Annotated in this window: 15 protein-coding genes; 2 read left to right on the plus strand and 13 right to left on the minus strand. The window is 37.6% G+C overall.

Annotated elements, in window-relative coordinates; translation table 11 throughout:
• Window position 1: 1 nt before the first annotated feature.
• The 6 genes from F7888_RS15690 to F7888_RS15715 all read right to left on the minus strand — a co-directional run bounded on the left by F7888_RS15690 (window position 2) and on the right by F7888_RS15715 (window position 7,976).
• Window positions 2–1,006: a thiamine pyrophosphate-dependent dehydrogenase E1 component subunit alpha gene (locus F7888_RS15690; RefSeq protein ID WP_191781065.1), complete on the minus strand. Its 1,005-nt coding sequence runs from the start codon at window positions 1,004–1,006 to the stop codon at window positions 2–4.
• Window positions 1,007–1,059: 53 nt separating this feature from the next.
• On the minus strand, window positions 1,060–2,487 hold the full coding sequence (gene lpdA, locus F7888_RS15695) for a dihydrolipoyl dehydrogenase (protein WP_191781066.1): 1,428 nt from the start codon (window positions 2,485–2,487) through the stop codon (window positions 1,060–1,062).
• 38 nt (window positions 2,488–2,525) lie between these two features.
• Window positions 2,526–3,608, minus strand: a complete 1,083-nt coding sequence (buk, locus tag F7888_RS15700) for a butyrate kinase (protein ID WP_191781068.1) — start codon at window positions 3,606–3,608, stop codon at window positions 2,526–2,528.
• Between the two features lie 120 nt (window positions 3,609–3,728).
• Complete coding sequence (gene bcd, locus F7888_RS15705; RefSeq protein ID WP_191781070.1) at window positions 3,729–4,832, minus strand: branched-chain amino acid dehydrogenase; 1,104 nt, start codon at window positions 4,830–4,832, stop codon at window positions 3,729–3,731.
• Between the two features lie 33 nt (window positions 4,833–4,865).
• Window positions 4,866–5,777: a phosphate butyryltransferase gene (gene yqiS, locus F7888_RS15710; RefSeq protein ID WP_191781071.1), complete on the minus strand. Its 912-nt coding sequence runs from the start codon at window positions 5,775–5,777 to the stop codon at window positions 4,866–4,868.
• Window positions 5,778–5,906: 129 nt separating this feature from the next.
• Entirely contained in the window at window positions 5,907–7,976 is a 2,070-nt protein-coding gene (locus F7888_RS15715) for a sigma 54-interacting transcriptional regulator (RefSeq protein ID WP_191781073.1), read from the minus strand.
• A 216-nt stretch (window positions 7,977–8,192) separates the two neighbouring features.
• On the opposite strand from F7888_RS15715, the gene F7888_RS15720 reads away from it, so the two are divergent.
• Complete coding sequence (locus F7888_RS15720) at window positions 8,193–8,429, plus strand: DUF2627 domain-containing protein (protein WP_191781074.1); 237 nt, start codon at window positions 8,193–8,195, stop codon at window positions 8,427–8,429.
• A 32-nt stretch (window positions 8,430–8,461) separates the two neighbouring features.
• On the opposite strand, the gene F7888_RS15725 is transcribed toward F7888_RS15720, so the two are convergent.
• On the minus strand, window positions 8,462–9,187 hold the full coding sequence (locus F7888_RS15725) for a glycerophosphodiester phosphodiesterase (RefSeq protein ID WP_191781076.1): 726 nt from the start codon (window positions 9,185–9,187) through the stop codon (window positions 8,462–8,464).
• Between the two features lie 96 nt (window positions 9,188–9,283).
• Here F7888_RS15725 and F7888_RS15730 point away from each other — a divergent pair, with 96 nt between their 5' ends.
• Entirely contained in the window at window positions 9,284–9,424 is a 141-nt protein-coding gene (locus F7888_RS15730) for a YycC family protein (protein WP_191781077.1), read from the plus strand.
• Window positions 9,425–9,576: 152 nt separating this feature from the next.
• Here F7888_RS15730 and spo0A read toward each other — a convergent pair whose 3' ends face one another.
• The 6 genes from spo0A to dxs form a co-directional block, all read right to left on the minus strand.
• Window positions 9,577–10,377, minus strand: a complete 801-nt coding sequence (gene spo0A, locus F7888_RS15735; protein WP_191781079.1) for a sporulation transcription factor Spo0A — start codon at window positions 10,375–10,377, stop codon at window positions 9,577–9,579.
• 252 nt (window positions 10,378–10,629) lie between these two features.
• On the minus strand, window positions 10,630–11,931 hold the full coding sequence (spoIVB, locus tag F7888_RS15740) for a SpoIVB peptidase (protein WP_191781081.1): 1,302 nt from the start codon (window positions 11,929–11,931) through the stop codon (window positions 10,630–10,632).
• 109 nt (window positions 11,932–12,040) lie between these two features.
• Complete coding sequence (gene recN / locus F7888_RS15745) at window positions 12,041–13,759, minus strand: DNA repair protein RecN (RefSeq protein WP_191781082.1); 1,719 nt, start codon at window positions 13,757–13,759, stop codon at window positions 12,041–12,043.
• Window positions 13,760–13,798: 39 nt separating this feature from the next.
• Window positions 13,799–14,248 (minus strand): transcriptional regulator AhrC/ArgR, encoded by a 450-nt coding sequence (gene ahrC, locus F7888_RS15750; RefSeq protein WP_191781084.1) that lies wholly within the window; start codon window positions 14,246–14,248, stop codon window positions 13,799–13,801.
• A gap of 240 nt (window positions 14,249–14,488) precedes the next feature.
• Entirely contained in the window at window positions 14,489–15,325 is an 837-nt protein-coding gene (locus F7888_RS15755) for a TlyA family RNA methyltransferase (RefSeq protein ID WP_191781086.1), read from the minus strand.
• Window positions 15,326–15,327: 2 nt separating this feature from the next.
• Window positions 15,328–17,178 carry a 1-deoxy-D-xylulose-5-phosphate synthase gene (gene dxs, locus F7888_RS15760; RefSeq protein WP_412096007.1) on the minus strand — a complete coding sequence of 617 codons (1,851 nt, stop codon included), beginning with the start codon at window positions 17,176–17,178 and terminating at the stop codon, window positions 15,328–15,330.
• Between the last annotated feature and the right edge of the window lie 45 nt (window positions 17,179–17,223).

Here is a 17,223-nt window from a genome sequence, read left to right on the forward strand (position 1 = left end):
TTTATTCCCCCCCTAATTCCGCATATACGTGTTTTAATGCATATTCTGGCTCCGAATAAGCAGCATTTTCTGCATAATCTGTCGCCTCATTTACTTCTTTAGCAATTCGTTCGTTTATTTGTGCATCTATTTCATCAGTTAATACCCCTACATCCTTTAAGTAGGATTGGAATGAAAGGATTGGATCTTTCTTTTTTGCCTCTGCTACTTCATCCTGCTCACGGTAAGCACGATCATCATCATCAGATGAATGTGGTGTGAGACGATAAGAAATGGCTTCAATTAATGTTGGACCTTCACCACGGCGTCCTCTATCGGCGGCTGCTTTTACAGCTTCATAGACCTCTAATGGACAATTCCCATCAACTGTGACTCCAGGCATTCCATAACCGATGGCACGGTCAGAGATTTTCTCACATGCTACTTGTTTTTCATAAGGAACTGAAATGGCATATTTATTATTTTCACACATGAAGATAACTGGTAGCTTATGAACTGCTGCGTAATTCGCCCCTTCATGAAAGTCTCCTTGATTTGATGAGCCTTCACCAAAGGTGACAAATGAAACGATATCCTTCCCTTCCATTCTTCCACCTAAGGCAACACCAACAGCATGTGGTACTTGTGTTGTGACAGGAGAAGAACCTGTAATGATTCGATTCTTCTTTTGACCGAAATGCCCTGGCATTTGTCGACCTCCAGAATTAGGGTCTTCATGCTTTGCAAATCCTGAGAGCATTAACTCTGTAGCAGTCATTCCAAACGCAAGGACAACACCCATATCTCTGTAATAAGGTAGGACATAGTCCTTGCTACGATCTAATGCAAATGCTGCACCAACTTGAGCAGCCTCTTGACCTTGGCACGAAATAACAAATGGAATTTTCCCTGCACGATTTAATAGCCACATACGCTCATCTATTTTTCTAGCAAGTAGCATTGTTTCATACATTTCCAACACATTTTTATCACTTAGTCCTAATACTTGGTGACGATTTTTAGTCATACGTTTCCCTCCTTGTTTTTGAACAAGCATCAATTACATATATGTCTATCCATTTATAAATGGATTGCTTTCCCATCAACCGCTAACGCAGCTTCACCAATCGCCTCTGAGAGCGAAGGATGTGGATGAATCGTGTGGGCTACCTCCCAAGGAGTCGCATCTAATACACGAGCCAAGCCAGCTTCTGAAATCATATCAGTCACATGTGGCCCAATCATATGAACACCTAATATATCATTTGTCGCCTCATCAGCAACTAATTTCACAAAACCATCTGATTCACCGTATACGAGCGCTTTACCGATCGCTTTAAAAGGAAACTTTCCAATTTTCACTGAAAAACCTAATTCCTTTGCCTCCTGTTCTGTATAGCCAACACTAGCAACCTCAGGTTTACTATAAACACATTTTGAGATATTTGCATAATTAAGTAGGAAAGGCTGTTTCCCTGCAATATGTTCAACAGCAACAATACCTTCATGTGAAGCTACATGCGCTAGCTGAATCCCACCAATCACATCACCAATTGCATAAATATGAGATTCTTTTGTTTGGTAAACTTCATTAGTTGCGATAAAACCCTTTTCAACTTGGATTTCTGTATTTTCTAAGCCAATTCCTTCAATGTTCGCTTGACGACCAACTGATTGTAATACCTTCTCTGCTGAGAAAGATGTTGTTGTTCCTTTATACTCGGCATCAATTGTTATACCATCCTTGTTCTTAACAAGTGTTTCAGGTAATACCTTCGCATTCGTTATGATTTTAACTCCTTTTTTCTTCATAACACGTTGCATCTCTTTTGAAATATCAACATCCTCGGTTGGTAATATCCGATTTGAATATTCAATCACCGTAACTTCGACTCCGAAGTCAGCTAACATCGATGCCCACTCGATCCCGATGACACCTCCACCAATAATCAACATCGATTGAGGTAGTTCTTTCATCTCTAATGCCTCATCTGAAGTGAGAATTTTCTCCCCATCAACCTCTAATCCAGATAAGATTCTTGGTCTTGAACCTGTTGCAACGATCACATTTTTAGGTATAAGCATTTCGTTCTCTTCCCCATTCTTCATTTCAACAGAAATGGTTCCAGGTAGTGGAGAAAAAATCGAAGGACCTAGTATACGCCCTGTACCTTCATATATTTTGATTTTCCCTTGCTTCATTAAGTGCTGTACACCTTTATAAAGCTGAGATGTAATTCTTGCTTTTCGCTCTTGTACCTTACCGAAATCCAGCGAAATGGTAGGAGCAATTACCCCGAACTCTTCGCTATTCTTTGTCTGGGCATAAACTTCTGCACTTCTTAAAAGAGCTTTACTTGGGATACAACCTGCATGTAGACAGGTTCCTCCTACTTTACCTTTTTCAACGACTGCAACCTTCAATCCTAGCTGTGACGCACGTATCGCTGCTACATAGCCGCCAGTACCTGCACCAAGAATGACCAAATCATATTCTTCAGTAGCCATCTTCCTTTACTCCTCTCTATCAAAATGTCATTATTATGTTAGAAATGATATTGCTTTTCCTGTTCTTCACCTCTTAATACTCGGAGAGCTCCCTCTGCAAGGGCTTGAAGCTCATTTTCACCAGGATGTACAATAACATCTGCGATCCAATTAACTCGATTTTGTATGTATTCAACGAATTGTGTACTATAAGCAATACCACCTGTGAGGATAATTGCATCAACTTTCCCTTCAAGAACGGTTGCAGCAGCACCAATCTCCTTAGAAACCTGATAACCCATTGCTTCATATACAAGTTTTGCCTTTTTATTCCCTGATTTAATCATGTTTTCAACTTTTATTACATCATTCGTATCTAGATAACCAACAAGGCCACCTTGACCAACTAGTTTCTTCATCACTTCTTCTCGGTAATAGTCACCAGAGAAGCTAAGTGCAACAAGATCTCCAGCCGGTACAGTTCCAGCACGCTCTGGACTAAATGGTCCATCTCCATGTAGCCCGTTATTTACATCGACAACTTTCCCTCTTTTATGGGCGCCGACTGTAATTCCTCCACCCATATGTGTCACGATTAAATTTAAATCTTCATACCTTTTTCCGAGCTCATTAGAAACACGTCTCGCCACTGCTTTTTGGTTGAGAGCGTGAAAGATGCTCTTTCTCTCTATTAATGAGAAGCCAGAAATTCGAGCAATAGGCTCTAATTCATCGACTACAACGGGATCGACAATGTAGGAAGGAATATTTAGTGCAGATGCAATTTCATAAGCCAAAATCCCACCAAGATTTGAAGCATGCTGCCCTGCATAACCTGCTTTTAAATCCTTAAGCATTAACTCATTCACTAAATAAGTCCCACCTTCAATCGGACGTAATAGACCTCCTCTACCACAAACTGCACTAATTTTTGAGATATTTATGGCTTCACTGTCGAGTGCTTCAAGAATGGTATTTTTTCTAAATTCATATTGACTAATAATATCTTCAAATGAATTGATGACATCACTGTCATGTCTAATTGTTTTTTCAAACATTGAACGCTCATTTTCAAATACCCCAATTTTTGTCGAGGTAGAGCCTGGGTTAATAACTAAAATGCGATAAACATTTTCTTGCAACGTAAAAACCTCCAAATGGGCATAGCTCTCTTTTAAGTATTTTGAAAACAGCAAAGATGGAGGCTTTTTTTGAAAATTTCGTTCAAAAACATTCCCCCATCCAGCAACTCTAACTCTCTATTATCTAGCGCTTCTACGACTTAAGATATGATGTCCGTTTTGAAGAAATTGACTACGAGAGTTTCTCATTCTTTCAATACGCTCCTCTGCTAATCGATCCGCCGCTTTATAAGTCGGAATACGATCTCGTTTAGCAATTTCAATCACTTTTTCAATATTGTTATAGATAAGCTCAACTTTTTTAATTGCTCGATCATAATTGTAGCCATATAATTCATCAGCAACATTTATAACTCCACCAGCATTAATGACATAGTCTGGTGCATAGACGATTCCCTGCTCATGAATGATATCCCCATGACGCGGTTCTTTCAATTGATTGTTAGCAGCACCAGCTATCACCTTTGCTTTTAATTGCGGAATTGTATCATCGTTAATAGATGCTCCAAGTGCACAAGGTGCATAGATATCACAATCCACACTATAAATTTCGTCAACTTCAACAGCTTTTGCACCGAAATCTTCAACCGCTCTTTTAACTGCTTCTTTGTTAATGTCAGTTACAATTAACTGTGCACCTTCTTCATGAAGATGTTTACATAGAGTATACGCAACATTTCCAACTCCTTGTACAGCAACGACTTTCCCTTCTAATGAATCCGTACCAAAAGCTTCTTTTGCAGCAGCCTTCATTCCTCGGTATACTCCATAAGCAGTGACGGGAGATGGATTTCCTGAAGAACCAAAGGCTGGGGAAATCCCTGTTACATAATCTGTTTCTTCATGAATAAGATCCATATCAGCAACTGTCGTCCCTACATCCTCAGCTGTGATATAACGACCATTCAAGCCCTGAATATAACGACCAAACGCTCTAAATAGCTCTTCATTTTTATCTTTACGAGGATCACCGATAATAACAGTCTTTCCACCACCTAGATTTAAACCAGCTACTGCATTTTTGTAAGTCATTCCTTTTGCAAGACGTAGAGCATCTTCAATCGCTGCCTCTTCTGATTCATATGTCCACATTCTTGTACCACCAAGAGCTGGACCTAATGTTGTATCATGAATCGCTATAATTGCTTTTAGTCCTGATTGCTTGTCTTGGCAAAAAACTAATTGCTCATAATCATACATTTCCATATATTTAAACATTTCCATTTGTCATATCCTCCCCTAATTATCCACGATGCCTTATTTATTTGGGTGTGAGCAGCATACTGCAAGTGCTAATGAATACAATTTACTTTCCGCCGAATCTGCCCTTGAAGTCAATACGATTGGAACTTTGGCTCCCGCTAACACTGCACCTACCTTAGCTCCCGCAAAATAGATAAGCGATTTGTATAAAGTATTTCCTACTTCAATAGTTGGTACTAATAAAATATCAGCAGCACCCGCTACTTCACTCTTAATACCTTTTTGTTTTGCAGCAATGAATGAAACGGCATTATCTAATGCTAATGGACCATCTACAAGACAGTTGTTTATTTGTCCCCTTCGATTCATTTGTGTTAGAACAGCCGCATCCAAAGTAGCAGGCATCTTAGGATTAATTGTTTCAACGGCAGCAATTGGTGCCACCTTTGGCATATTAATCCCAAGTGAGTTCGCAATTGAAACGGCATTACTAATAATTTCAGCTTTCTGCTCTAAGCTAGGTTCAATATTCATACCAGCATCAGTCACGAAAATAAATCGATCATAGCCTGGCACCTCAAACAAAGCAACATGTGAAAGTACATTTCCACTTCTTAAACCATATTCTTTATTTAGTACAGCCTTAAGCAATGTGGACGTTGGTAAGTTGCCCTTCATAAGGACATCAGCATCACCCGAATGGACTGATTTAACCGCAAGTTCTGCAGATTTCTCCTTCGAGGTTGTATGAACCACCAGAAGTTGATCGTTTTCACCATACTGTGTGCCTTTATCCATAAGCAAACGTGTAATTTGCTCTTTATTCCCATATAAAATGAACTTTCCTAAACCATGTTCTATAGCTTCAACAACAGCATCAATAACCTCTTGATCCTCTGCTACAGCAACTGCAATTGTCTTTTGATCAAATTCTTTTGCTTGTGTTACTAGCTGGTTTAAACTCATTACACCTGAACCTTTCCTTTCTCATTCTTTAACTAACCTAGTTAATGCAAAAATCGTGCCAAGTTTTCAACTCTTATGTAATTTAACATCCTCGTCACAAACCATGCAATAAATTGCACTCTTTGCAATTTATTGCACGCTATTTTTTGCAAGGTTATACTTCTCCATCTTATAGTATAGGTTCCTTAAAGAAATCCCTAAGGACTTAGCTGTCAATGTTCTGTTTCCATTAAACTCAGTCAATTTTTTCGATAGTACTTCAGCTTCGTACAACTCAATCATTTCAGTTAGAGAATGTGTATTTTGATCAATCTGAGCCTTTTGTTTTACACCTTCATCAAGATTTAATGATTTTAATGATTGAAGATGCTGTATATCAATATGCAACTCACTTGATTTCATAAAAATGACCGCTCGTCCTAAAACATTTTCTAACTCTCTTACATTTCCTGGCCACTGATATTGCATCAAATAATCAATCGCAGCGGATGTTAACCCCTCAACTTTACGACCGTAATCCTGATTGATTTTGTGAAGCAATCGTTGCGAAAGCTCTACTATGTCCTGCTTTCTTGAACGTAATGGCGGAATATGAATTGGCATGCGATTTAGACGATAGTACAAATCCTCTCTAAATGTGCCGCTTGCTATCGCCTTTTCTAAGTTAACATTCGTCGCAGCAATAACCCGTACATTCAGTGTGATTGATTTGGTACCACCAACCCGTACAATTTCATTCTCTTGCAATACTCTTAATAGTTTTGCTTGTGTACCAGCAGATAATTCACCAATTTCATCTAAAAAAATACTTCCATTATTCGCTTCTTCAAAGAACCCACGTTTCCCACCACGCTTTGCACCTGAGAATGCTCCTTCTTCATACCCGAATAACTCACTCTCAAGCAGCGATTCTGACAACGCGGCACAATTCACTCTTACAAATTTATTGAATTTTCGATCACTAGCATTATGTATAGCATGAGCAAATAATTCTTTCCCAGTCCCTGACTCACCTCTAAGTAATACTGTTGCTGGAGTTTTAGCACCTAATTTCGCCTGCTCCACCGCAACCTGCATTTCCTCAGAAACGCCTACAATATCCTCAAAAGAATATTTTGCTTCAAGGGTACGAATAATTTGACGAGCTCGATGTAATTCATTTGTTAATGTTCTTATCTCAGACATATCATGAATAACGCCAACACTACCTTTTAGTTTCCCATCAACAATGATTGGAGCGACGTTCACAACGACATCTTTCTTATTTGGACCAACTTTCAGTTGCACCCCACGAACAGCACGCCTAGTGGTCAATACCTGCATATGCATACTCTCACCTTCTGAAATATCTGCATCTGCTGGTTTTCCGATTACTTCTTCCTCCGTTAAACCAGTGATTCTTGTATAGGCAGGGTTAATGATAATACCTCGCCCCTGCTCATCAACCACTGAAATAGCATCATCAGATGATTGGATGACTGCTTCTAGCATCGTTTGTATTTCTTTCAAGTTCGTTATTTCAGCAGCTAATGTGACTACCTCCGTTATTTCCTTGAAAACAGCAAACGCTCCAAATAAGAGTCCTGAATCATTAATCATCGGAATTCTTGTCGTTATAATTTTCTTTCCGTTATTCAAAACCAGCTCTTGATTCACTTCTATTTTTCTTGAGGATAAAACAGAAGGCAATTTACTCGTTTTGATTACATCAAGAATGTGCTTTCCGATTACCTGATCCTTTTTTAGACCAGTCATCTTCTCAGCACTCTTATTAAATAAAATGATTTGACAGTCTTGATCGATAACAATCATTCCATCGTGGGTAGAATTGAAGATTAAATCATGCTTATATGATTCATCTGTAAGCTTTGCTATTAAGTCTTCTTTTTCCTCCATTAATTGAGCAGTTATATGAGCGACAGCCCCTGGAATGACGACCGTGTTTTTTCCTCTTAACTCTCTAATTTCCTTGAATATCGCATCATCACCAGTTGCCTCAACAACAATATCGATTTCATCGGATAAATACTTTCGCCAATCTGAATCATGAGGGATGTTCCATTGTTTAGCCAAAAGCCTACCTGGGGCATCTGGGTTCAAGTCGATCACAGATACAATTTTCATCATTTTTGTATCATACAGATTTTTAAGAATAGCCGTCCCACCTTTTCCAGCACCTACAATCAACACTTTTTGCAAAACAACAGCCCCCCTTTATTATGTAATCCTTAAAATATCTCGTTTCAAAAAGAAAATCGTGCAATTTTTTGCATGCTTTTATTTCACAATTCGATTTTAAAATTGCAATTACTTGCACATCTTCTATCATACTGAAGTTTTAATGTCTTGACAAATCTTTTTTTACGGATAACAATCGATATAGAAGTTAATTTATCCTGAAAGGAACCTTTAACTATGCAACGAATTATTGCACTAATCATCATGCTAATCCCGGGCATTATTGCTGCTCTTGGAATAAAATTAATGAGAGATATGGTATTTAACATCTTACATGCACCCATTCCTAATTTATTGCTACAATTTTTAATCGGACTTATCTTTTTTGTAGCTGGCATTGGCTTTATTGCTGGTTTTATCTTACGTCGTGATAGAAAGAAAAATAAAGTTCAAGCGCGTTTTCAAAAAAAGTAAGAGGCTGCTAATAGTGCAGCCTCTTACTTTTTTTATTTAATTAATTTTAATGCTCTGTCAGGAAAATCCGTTATGATGGCATCACAGGAATACGAAATCATTTTTTTCATAATCGCTTTATCATTTATTGTAAACGGCCTTATGCTAACTCCATGTTCGTGACACGCCTTCACGATGTCATCTCTTACCGTTCTGTGATACGGATGAACCGCCCTTAAACCTAATTGCTTCACATATTCCCATGGCTCATACATTTTTTCCATATAGAGAATTGCAGCTTCAATCGATGGATCGATCGCATTGGCTTTAACCATGCTTTCATGATTAAATGAAGACAAAAACACTCTCTTATTCATTTTATATTGATAGATAAGGTCAATTGTTTTTTTCTCCATATCAGGATAATCGATTAAACTATTCTTAAATTCCACATTAATCACAAGATTTGTCTTCCTAGCCCAGCTGAAAACTTCTTCAAGTGTCGGGATTGGACAAATACCATACTTCCCTTTAAATTTATAGCTAGCATCTAATTTTTTCAATTCATTAACCTTTAAATCTTTGACCCAGCCTTTTCCGTCTGTCGTACGATCAACCTTGTCGTCATGAATAACGACAAGTTGATGATCTTTTGATAAATGTACATCAAGTTCTATCCCATGCGCCCCAACCCGTTCTGCTTCTTTAAATGAAATCATCGTATTTTCCGGATGGGTCCCTGCTGCTCCTCTATGACCAATAATCTTAGTATTCTTCATATATCTATTACCTCCTTTTTTGTTATACTAAAGCTATCATATATAAATACCGCTGACTGTACGGTTATGTATTTCGACTATAGGGAGGAATTATAAATGAAACCATTACAAATAAGCGCTGATACTGCTTTGAAACTATCAAAGGCATTAGGTGTTCCATTAGAACAGATTATGCACATGCCTCAGCATATATTAATACAAAAAATGATTGAATTGGAAAAAGAAGAAACAAAATAATTTCCTCAAGTTTAATCATAACATCATAATGTTAATCTAATGTAAAGAAACACCTAAAAATGGTGAGTGATCATCATTTTTAGGTGTTTCTTCATTCATATAATATAAAAATCAATGCAATTTCATTATGTTTATTCTGTGTCCTTACTCTTTCAAGAAGCTTTATGCTCCAAACGCAGCTTATCAGCAACCATTGCAATAAACTCAGAATTAGTTGGTTTCGCCTTTGTCATACTTACTGTGTACCCAAATAAAGACGAAATTGAGTCGATATTTCCACGACTCCATGCCACTTCAATCGCATGACGAATGGCGCGTTCTACGCGACTAGCTGTTGTGTTATATTTCTTTGCAATATCAGGATACAATACCTTTGTAATTGATCCTAATAATTCAATATCATTATATACCATTGAAATGGCTTCACGTAAATATAGATAACCTTTAATATGAGCTGGTACACCAATTTCATGGATAATACTTGTAATATTTGCATCTAGATTTCTCGGACCATTATTTTCAGTCTGCTGCGAACGATATGCCGTTGTTTGTGATGTTCTTTTAATCACTGATGAAGAGTTCCCACTAACTTGACGTATAGTTGCCCCAAGGTTTTCCATATCAAATGGCTTTAGAATAAAATAAGAAGCACCTAAATCAACTGCTTTTTTTGTTACGTCTTCTTGACCAAATGCTGTCAGCATAATCACATTAGGCTGCTGACCTTTATTTACTTCACGAAGCTTTTCCAAAACAGCAAGACCATCTAAATGAGGCATAATAATATCAAGCAATAATACATCTGGTTGCTGACTTTGTAATAAGTTCAAACAATCTTGACCATTATAGGCAACGCCAAGAACTTCCATATCCTCTTGGCTTGAAATATACTCCTCTAATAAATTAACTAGTTCCTTATTATCATCCACTACACAAACCTTAATTTTCTTCAACATATGTTCCTCCTCGATCTAAGTCACCCTTTAAAAATCTTTTTTACATATAACTCTATTTTAATGAATGAATTCGACAATGCAATATAAAATCCTTTATTTTTTGAAAAAAATCGTAAAAAAACATTGAAACTTATATTTTTCTCCATTATACTAATAAATTCGACTAAAAACGCTAAGCATTAAAGATAGGTCATTTCTTTTGTCGAATTTTCTCTATTTTTAATTTTTCAAAACAAAAAGCAAGCTAAATTAGCTCGCTTTTTGTTTTGATTCTTCTTTTTCGTAAATATTAATACCTGCTTCATTTAACATCCATTCGATATGAACCCCATATCCACTAGTCGGGTCATTTACAAACACATGTGTTACCGCACCGATTAATTTCCCATCCTGGATAATCGGACTTCCACTCATCCCTTGTACGATTCCACCCGTCTTATTTAAAAGACGCTCATCCGTTATTTTTACGACCATACCTTTTGTTGCAGGAAATTTCTGAGGCACCGAGCTAACTACCTCTACATCAAATTCCTCTACTTTATCATTTTCAACAACTGTCAAAATTTTTGCTGGCCCCTCTTTCACTTGATGAGAAAGAGTAATCGGAATTGGCTTATCCATAATCCCATTATCTACTTGCTTGGATAATTCTCCAAAGATTCCAAATGGGCTATTTCTTGTAATGTTACCAATAATTTCTTTATCTGCTGAGAAACGAGCAAGTTTTTCGCCTGGTTCACCATTACTACCTTTATGGATAGAAGTAACTGTTGATCGGACAATTTGACCATCTTGAACGACAATCGGCTTTTTTGTGTCCATATCTGAAATGACATGCCCTAGCGCTCCATACTTCTTGGAATCTGGGTGAAAAAATGTCATCGTTCCAATTCCAGCAGCCGAATCTCGAATATATAAACCGATACGATATGCATGATCATTCTTATCCTTCATCGGAATTAATTTCGTTTTTATTTCTTCATTTTCTCTAGCTAACACAAGATTTAATGGTTTTCCGGTTTTTCCGGATTCTTGAACAAATGGTGTGACATCACTCATTTTTTCAATTTTCTTCCCGTTGATTTCTTTAATGATATCACCGACCTCTACGCCAGCAATCTCACCGGGTGATTGTTTTCCGTCTTCTGTGTCAATTTGATGATGGCCGACAACTAAGACCCCTAACGTATTTAATTTAACTCCAATTGACTGTCCACCTGGAATGACTTTGAAATCCGATAAAACATTTACATCGACTTTTTTAATTGGTAACCCAGCCATCTCCAGCATCATGTAACCTTCTCCACTTTCTTTTGCATTAACAGAAAGGGTGTTACTACTTTTTGTAGAAGAAAACGCTTCAACTTCATTTCCTTGCACAACGCTTGCTGAAACTGGTAATGAAGTTTCGAATAAATATTCCTGACCTTCAAATAATGTTAATTGCTTCGGTATTTCAATCATCTCTTTTAAAGGCTGACAAAACCCTAAAGCTACAAGTGAAACAAGGAGAAATGCGCCTATTACTTTTCTAATTTTATCTCTATTCAAATCAAATCACTCTCCTCGCTCCTATCCCACACACCTTACTTGGCTACATTCTTTAATTTGGCCTTAAAGGGTGACATTTATAACTAATATTCGATTAAAAAATGCTACCCTATTTGGATAGCATTTCAAGTTTAATTTTTTGTGCGAGCTCTAACAGTTCTTTTGCATGCTCAGTTGTTAAATCTGTAATCTCTGCTCCAGCAATCATACGCCCTATTTCTTTTACCTTTTCGTCAATTGATAAAGGTTTGATTGAAGTCTTTGTTCGATTATCCTTAATTTCCTTCGAGATATACAAGTGTGTATCTGCCATTGCAGCAACTTGAGGAAGATGAGTAATACAAATAACCTGTGAGCCTATTGAAATACGGTGCATTTTTTCCGCAATCGCTTGGGCTACACGACCACTGACCCCTGTATCAACCTCATCAAAAATAATTGAGGTGATACCCTGATGGATAGAAAAAATACTCTTCATCGCAAGCATAATCCGCGATAATTCCCCACCTGATGCTATTTTCGAAAGTGGCTTTAGAGGTTCACCTGGGTTTGTTGAAAGGTAAAACTCAATTACGTCAATTCCATGATGTCTAAAGTTCGACTTTCCGTGATCTACATCAAGGGTATTCGTAAACCTTATATCAAAGGTTGTTTTTTCCATGTATAAGTCTTTCAATTCTTGATGAATATTATCAATAAGAACCATAGCAAATTGCTTTCTGAGTACTGTAATATGTTTTGCTTCAACTAATAAATCATCTGTAATCGAAAGTAGCTCTTTATTTAGCTTATCTAGCAACCCATCACGATTTTCAATTGTTTCTATTTCATCCTGGATGCGAGATGCATATTCAAGAATTTCTTCCACGTCTTGACCATATTTTCTCTTTAATCCAGTGATTTCATTCAATCGCCCTTCAATAAAGTCTAATCTTTCAGGGTTAAAATCTAACTCATCGAGTTGATCACGAATTTGGTATGAGATTTCTTCTAATAAATAGAAGCTATTTGAGATGGTTTCATGAATATTCTGTAGTTCCTTGTCTAAATCCGCAATACCTTCTGTATGACTCATCGCTAAGCCAACCCAATCTAAGCCTCTTTGCTCCCCGTGCAGCGCTTCATAGCTATTTTTCATCGCACGATAGATCTTATCGTAATTAGAAATTCTACGCTTTTCCTCTAATAACTCAAGATCTTCCTTCGGTGTTAATTTCGCTTGTTCAATTTCTCTTAATTGAAATTGAATCAAATCTAAACGATGGGCCATTTCTTGCTCACTTTCAGAGAGCTTCTTTATCTTCTTATTCACTTCATTGTACTTGTTGAATACGGAAATATATTCTCCAATCGCATTAGCGATCATTTCCCCTCCGTATTGATCTAAGAGTGTCAAATGCTGCTCTTGGAAGAGGAGGTCTTGATGCTCATGTTGTCCGTGAATATCAATTAGCGTTCTCCCTATCTCCCTTAATATCGCAATGGTTACAAGCTTACCATTTATTCGACAAACACTCTTCCCATTCATCGCAATATCTCTTCTAAGGACAATCATACCATCACTAATATCAATCCCAAACTCTGTAGCACGCCTGTAACATGGATGCTGTTCATCATCTAATAAAAAAAGACCTTCAATTTCCGCACGTTTTTCTCCATAGCGAACAAACTCTGAGGATCCTCGTCCCCCCACTAATAAATGTATCGCGTCAATAATAATTGATTTCCCTGCACCAGTCTCACCTGATAAGACTGTTAAGCCTTTTTCAAATGAAATGGAGAGTGACTCAATAATTGCAAAATTTTTAATTGAAATCTCTGCTAGCAAGTAGAAGCTCGCCGCCTTTCTATCGAAAAAATATCAACCTTACAGCATATCTAAAAAGCGCTGTGATATTTCTTCTGTTACTTGATCTGATCTACAAATAATCAGAATGGTATCATCACCACATATCGTCCCTAGGATTTCATCCCAATCTAAATTATCAATTAACGCTCCAATTGCATTTGCATTTCCAGGCAACGTCTTCATAACAATAAGCTGCCCTGCCCCATCAATTCGTACAAATGCATCCATTAGAGCGCGTTTTAATTTTTGGAGTGGATTAAAGCGTTGATCAGCAGGCAGGCTATATTTGTAACGGCCATCCTGCATAGGAACCTTTACAAGATGAAGTTCTTTAATATCTCTAGAAACCGTTGCCTGTGTTACATTGAAGCCTTCCTCTTTTAGAATATCAACTAGCTCATCTTGAGTTTCGATATCATTATTCGTAATAATATCTCTAATTTTTATGTGACGTTGACCTTTGTTCATGTTGGCACCTCGTTATAATATTTAAACATTACCCACAATGTATTTTTATACTTTTTATGTTATATGATTAAGTCAAAAATGTACATTTTTTTCATGATTTTTTTCATATATTGTCGGCTATTAGCATAAAAAAATTAGGATGCCTTTTTAGAAAACAAAACCATCTGATTAATACTCAGTTTTCCACTACAATCGCAGGAGAATGGTTCGTTCTTTCTTAAAGTCATCCTAATCATCACATCAAGATTCATTTTTTTCTTTAAATGCTTGATGGGCATTTGCAACAACATCTTTTGCCGTTAAAGTAAGGTGGTTTTCCCCAACATGACCTTCCTCCACCCATTTGAGATGAAGTAAAAACTCAATATTCCCATCGCCACCAGTAATCGGTGAATAGGAAAGGTTCATACAATCATACCCTTGAAGCAGTGAGAATTCGATCATCATCGTTAGTACCTGTTCATGCACCTTTGGATCTCTAACGATTCCTTTTTTTCCTACCTGCTCTCTCCCAGCCTCAAATTGCGGCTTAACAAGAGCTACAACATCACTACCTGGAACCAACATCGTTTTAAGGACCGGCAATATCAGTTTAAGCGAGATAAAAGACACATCAATTGATGCAAAATCCGGAAGTCCTTTTTCAAGGTCGGTTGGTGTCACATAGCGAAAATTCGTTCTTTCCATAACAACCACACGTTCATCCTGCCTTAGCTTCCAGGCAAGTTGGTTATATCCAACATCCAGTGCATAGGATAACTTTGCTCCATTCTGAAGAGCACAATCAGTAAACCCACCTGTAGATGACCCGATATCAATTAATATTCTATCTTTTATATCAACATCAAATTCTTTTAATGCCTTTTCGAGCTTTAAGCCACCACGACTTACATATGGCATCATTTTCCCTTTAATTGTTAATGGAATTTCTGGGTCAACTTTTTCGCCAGGTTTGTCTAAACGTACTTCATTTGAATAAACAAGCCCAGCCATAATTGTCCTTTTTGCTTTTTCGCGAGTCTCAATAAAACCTCGCTCGACAAGTACTACGTCTAATCTTTCTTTTTTTGTTCCCATATTCAAGCCCTTTTTTGTTTTTTAAGAATCATGTTTTTCACACGAGTAATTGTATTTTCTGTTGTTAAACCAATTTCCTCAAGCAATTTGTTCACACTTCCATGCTCAATAAATTGATCTGGTATCCCCATACGGTCAATCACGGCATTGTGATAGCTCTTGTCATGAGCAAATTCAATGACAGAACTTCCAAATCCACCTTGAAGCACAGCCTCTTCAATTGTAATGACAGGAGTTCTAGAGGTGAATAATCCATGAAGCATATCTTCATCCATAGGTTTAATGAAACGAGCATTAATAACTTTAACAGATATTCCCTCTGCAGCTAGCTTTTCAGCCGCTTCTAATGCCATAGGTATAGTTGTCCCAAACGTAAGAATCGCAACGTCTTCTCCGTCCTTTAATACTTCCCATGAACCAATAGGAAGACGCTCTAACTCCTCATCCATCTTAACTCCTAAACCATTTCCACGAGGGTAACGGATAGCAATTGGACCATCATCGTATTTAACTGCGGTGTATACCATGTGCTGTCCTTCATTTTCATCTTTCGGCATCATCAATACTAAATTAGGGATATGACGTAAGAATGCAATATCAAACACACCTTGATGTGTTTCACCGTCAGCCCCAACTAGACCGGCACGATCGATGCCAAAGAAAACATTTAAATTTTGACGACAAACATCATGAACGACTTGGTCATAAGCTCTTTGCAAAAAGGTTGAATAAATCGCTAAGAAAGGTTTCATATTTTGCGTAGCAAGCCCTGCTGCCATTGTTGTTGCATGCTGTTCTGCAATTCCCACATCGTACATTCTCTCAGGAAATTCTTTTGCAAAGCCTTCAAGCTTTGATCCTACCGGCATCGCTGGAGTAATTGCAACAATGCGATCGTCCTCTCTCGCAAGTTTACGTACAGTCTCACTTACAAGCGAACTCCAAGCAGGTGCGACATTTACAGGCTTTACGAAATCTCCTGTTTCAATCTTATAAGGACCAGTTCCATGCCAAGTGCCAATTTTATCAACTTCAGCAGGTTGATACCCTTTACCCTTTTTCGTAATAACGTGAAGTAATACCGGTCCTTTTGTTTTTTTCGCATATTGAAGATTCTCAATTAAATCTTCATAGCTGTGACCATCTACTGGACCAAGATATGTAAAACCAAGTTCCTCAAAGAACACACCAGATACAAGAAGATATTTCAGACTATCCTTTACTCGTTCAGCCGTACTTGCTAGCTTACCGCCAACAGCAGGTATTTTCTTTAGTAAATATTCAAGTTCATCCTTTACCCAATGATACTTCCCAGCTGTTCTAAGTCTCCCAAGAACACTATGAAGAGCACCTACATTTGGAGCAATCGACATTTCATTATCATTTAATATCACAATCATATCTTTCTTCTCGTGACCAATATGATTCAATGCCTCTAAAGCCATTCCACCTGTTAGGGCACCGTCACCAATGATCGGGACAATACATTCATTTGTTTTTTTAAGGTCTCTTGCAACTACCATTCCCATTGCTGCAGATAAGCTTGTAGAACTATGACCAGTTTCCCAAACATCATGTTCACTCTCAATTCGTTTTGGAAATCCGCATAGCCCTTGATATTGACGGAGTGTATCGAATTCACCAGCTCGTCCAGTTAGAATTTTATGAACATAAGATTGGTGTCCCACATCCCAAATAAACTTATCCTTTGGACTGTTAAATTCTTTATGTAGCGCAACTGTTAGTTCTACTACACCAAGATTCGGACCGATATGTCCACCTGTTACTGACAGCTTTTCTATAAGAAATGTTCGTATATCCTTACTTAATGCTTCTAATTCTTCAATTGACATGTCCTTTAAAAACGCCGGACTCTTTATTTCTGATAGATCCAAGAG

It is taken from the genome of Litchfieldia stipae (assembly GCF_014837155.1).
Taxonomy (GTDB): Bacteria; Bacillota; Bacilli; order Bacillales; family Bacillaceae_L; genus Litchfieldia.

Bases quoted from the DNA above. Each gene is read 5' to 3' on its own strand.
- F7888_RS15690 (WP_191781065.1), bottom strand. From the start codon at position 1,006: ATGACTAAAAATCGTCACCAAGTATTAGGACTAAGTGATAAAAATGTG.
- lpdA (WP_191781066.1), bottom strand. From the start codon at position 2,487: ATGGCTACTGAAGAATATGATTTGGTCATTCTTGGTGCAGGTACTGGC.
- bcd (WP_191781070.1), bottom strand. From the start codon at position 4,832: ATGGAAATGTTTAAATATATGGAAATGTATGATTATGAGCAATTAGTT.
- yqiS (WP_191781071.1), bottom strand. From the start codon at position 5,777: ATGAGTTTAAACCAGCTAGTAACACAAGCAAAAGAATTTGATCAAAAG.
- F7888_RS15720 (WP_191781074.1), top strand. From the start codon at position 8,193: ATGCAACGAATTATTGCACTAATCATCATGCTAATCCCGGGCATTATT.
- F7888_RS15725 (WP_191781076.1), bottom strand. From the start codon at position 9,187: ATGAAGAATACTAAGATTATTGGTCATAGAGGAGCAGCAGGGACCCAT.
- F7888_RS15730 (WP_191781077.1), top strand. From the start codon at position 9,284: ATGAAACCATTACAAATAAGCGCTGATACTGCTTTGAAACTATCAAAG.
- ahrC (WP_191781084.1), bottom strand. From the start codon at position 14,248: ATGAACAAAGGTCAACGTCACATAAAAATTAGAGATATTATTACGAAT.
- F7888_RS15755 (WP_191781086.1), bottom strand. From the start codon at position 15,325: ATGGGAACAAAAAAAGAAAGATTAGACGTAGTACTTGTCGAGCGAGGT.
- dxs (WP_412096007.1), bottom strand. From the start codon at position 17,178: ATGTCAATTGAAGAATTAGAAGCATTAAGTAAGGATATACGAACATTT.